Here is a 2,720-nt window from a genome sequence, read left to right as displayed (position 1 = left end):
CGAAGAGACTCGCCGCTTCTCGACCCGCATCGGGGGACAGCAAGCGCATCGCCATCGACACGAATGCGGACAACACGCGAGCGCCCCCTCTCCCACCCCTCTCCCCCGCAAGCGGAGGAGAGGGCTCGGACCGCGTGCAGGGATACAGCCCATCGCAGCAACATCACGATGCACCTATGAAATGGCATCACTCCGTCGCATTGCCTACACTGCCGCGATGACTGAATTCATCCCCCCCGGTACCCGCTTCCATCCCCTGCCTTCGCCGTTCCGCATGAAACGCGGCGGGGCGCTGCACGGGGCGCGGATGGCGTACGAGACCTGGGGCACGTTGAACGAACGTCGCGACAACGCGGTGCTGATCGTCACCGGGCTGTCGCCGGATGCGCATGCGGCACGCAATCCGGGCAACGATGCCGAGGGCTGGTGGGAGGCGATGCTCGGGCCGGGCAAGCCGATCGACACCGACCGCTGGTACGTGGTCTGCGTGAACTCCCTGGGCAGCTGCAAGGGTTCGACCGGTCCCGCCTCGATCAATCCGGACACCGGCGCGCTGTACCGCCTCGATTTCCCCGAGCTGTCGGTGGAAGACGGCGCGAACGCGGCGTTCGACGTGGTGCGCGGGCTGGGCATCGAACAGCTGGCCTGCATCATCGGCAATTCGATGGGCGGCATGACGGCGCTGGCCTACCTGCTGCTGCATCCGGGTGCGGCGCGCACGCACATCAACATCTCGGGCAGTGCGCAGGCGCTGCCGTTCTCCATCGCCATCCGCTCGCTGCAGCGCGAGGCGATCCGGCTGGATCCGCAATGGAACCACGGCGGCTACGACGAGGAGACGTATCCGGAATCCGGCATGCGCATGGCGCGCAAGCTGGGCGTGATCACCTACCGCTCGGCGCTGGAGTGGGATGGCCGCTTCGGTCGCGTGCGGCTGGAATCGGACCGGCCCGACGAGGAACCGTTCGGGCTGGAGTTCCAGGTGGAAAGCTATCTGGAAGGCCATGCGCGCCGCTTCGTGCGCCGCTTCGATCCCAACTGCTACCTGTATCTCAGCCGGTCGATGGACTGGTTCGATCTGGCCGAATATGCCGGGCAGGAGCAGGCGGACGGCGACGTGCTGAAGGGATTGGCGAAGATCCGCGTGCAGCGGGCGCTGGCGATCGGCGCCACCACCGACATCCTGTTCCCGCTGCAACAGCAGCAGCAGATCGCGGAAGGGCTGGCGGCCGGCGGGGCGCAGGCGGAGTTCCTGCCGCTGGAATCGCCGCAGGGCCACGACGCCTTCCTGGTGGATTTCGAGCGGTTCGGGCCGGCGGTGGCGGACTTTCTGGGCAGCCTCTGACGCCTGCATTTCCCTTCGCCCCGCTGGGCGGGGAGAAGGGAAAAGCCGCCCATCCCGCACCGCACGACGCCCTCCCCGGCCCAGCCGGCTAAAATGGCCGCACATTCTCAAGCGGGCCGTGCCATGACCCTCGATTTCCCCGGCGCCGACAAGCTGGTCGCCTCGCTGGACGCCGCCGTCACCCTGGGCGACGACCGTGCCGTCACCGATGCGTTGCGCAAGTCGCTGTGCGAACTGATCTGCGACGAGGAGGTCAGCCTGCCGGCCTGTGTGCTGGAGCCGATCTCCGACCACTACGCGCGACGCGAGCTGTACACCAGCCCTGAGCACGGCTACAGCGTGATCGCGATGACGTGGGGCCCGGGCCAGGGCACGAAGATCCACGATCATTCGGGCATGTGGTGCGTGGAAGGCGTGTGGCGCGGGCGGCTGGAAATCACCCAGTACGAGCTGGCCGAGCACGACGACGTGCGGTATCGCTTCATTCCGGCGGGCACGATCGAGGCAGGCACGGGGTCGGCGGGCAGCCTGATTCCGCCGCACGAGTACCACACCATCCGCAATCCGAGCGACAAGGCGATCGCGGTCAGCCTGCACGTCTACCAGCGCACGATGGTCCGCTGCGGGATCTTCACGCCGGAGGAAGAGGCCGGTAAGGACGGCTGGCAGCGCCGCGGCGAGCGCCTGCTGGGCACCGACCAGGTCAACTGAGTCGCGGGGCGGGCCCCGCCCCTGTCGGCCGGGGGCCGGCCTCGGCTATACTCCGCGTCCGCGCCGAAGTGGCGGAATGGTAGACGCAGCGGACTCAAAATCCGCCGCCCTTAAAAGCGTGTGGGTTCGAGTCCCACCTTCGGCACCACGATCAAACCCCGGACCTCCGGGGTTTTGTCGTTTGTGGGCGGAGCGCCATTGATGGGATGGGTTGAGCCGCAGGCGGCTCTCAACGGCGAAGCCGGCCTACCCATCAATCGCGGCGTGCCGGCATGACGATGGGTATCGCTAAGCTCAACCCATCCTACGAGCTGCGTCGCGCAAGTTGGTCTGTAATGCGGTAGATGGCAGGAAAGCAGTGGGCGTGTGCATAGACGCCGGGCCAAAATGTGCGTGGTCTGTTAACGATAAGGGTGAAGTTGATGTCTGCACCGCGAACGGATGCTGGCACTGTCCATCCGCAACCAGCGAATGCGTGCCGGCGAGAACGACCCGGCCCAAGCCATCGAATCCAGTGCGGGGTACGATTGTGAGTACGAAGATCGGATGGTATGAGGTCGGAAAAAATCCAGGAATCGATAAGCTAATTCCCCCGGCCAAAAAGCCCTGACGCCTTATGTCTTTGAACTTCCCTACTGTAGTGGCCGAGAACCCGGCGTGCGCG

The 2,720-nt window shown here is 66.0% G+C and carries 2 protein-coding genes and 1 tRNA gene; all 3 read left to right on the top strand.

Going from position 1 to position 2,720, the window contains the following annotated elements:
• Positions 1 to 217: 217 nt before the first annotated feature.
• On the top strand, positions 218 to 1,345 hold the full coding sequence (metX, locus tag AX730_RS07775) for a homoserine O-acetyltransferase MetX (RefSeq protein WP_062354405.1): 1,128 nt from the start codon (positions 218 to 220) through the stop codon (positions 1,343 to 1,345).
• Between the two features lie 123 nt (positions 1,346 to 1,468).
• Entirely contained in the window at positions 1,469 to 2,056 is a 588-nt protein-coding gene (locus AX730_RS07770; RefSeq protein ID WP_062354403.1) for a cysteine dioxygenase family protein, read from the top strand.
• A gap of 62 nt (positions 2,057 to 2,118) precedes the next feature.
• Positions 2,119 to 2,204: transfer RNA gene (locus AX730_RS07765), tRNA-Leu, on the top strand.
• Positions 2,205 to 2,720 lie beyond the last annotated feature (516 nt).

It is taken from the genome of Pseudoxanthomonas mexicana (assembly GCF_001556105.1).
GTDB classification, from domain to species: Bacteria; Pseudomonadota; Gammaproteobacteria; order Xanthomonadales; family Xanthomonadaceae; genus Pseudoxanthomonas_A; species Pseudoxanthomonas_A mexicana_A.
Note: the sequence above shows the minus strand (reverse complement) of the source record. Positions and strands in the feature narration are given on the sequence as shown.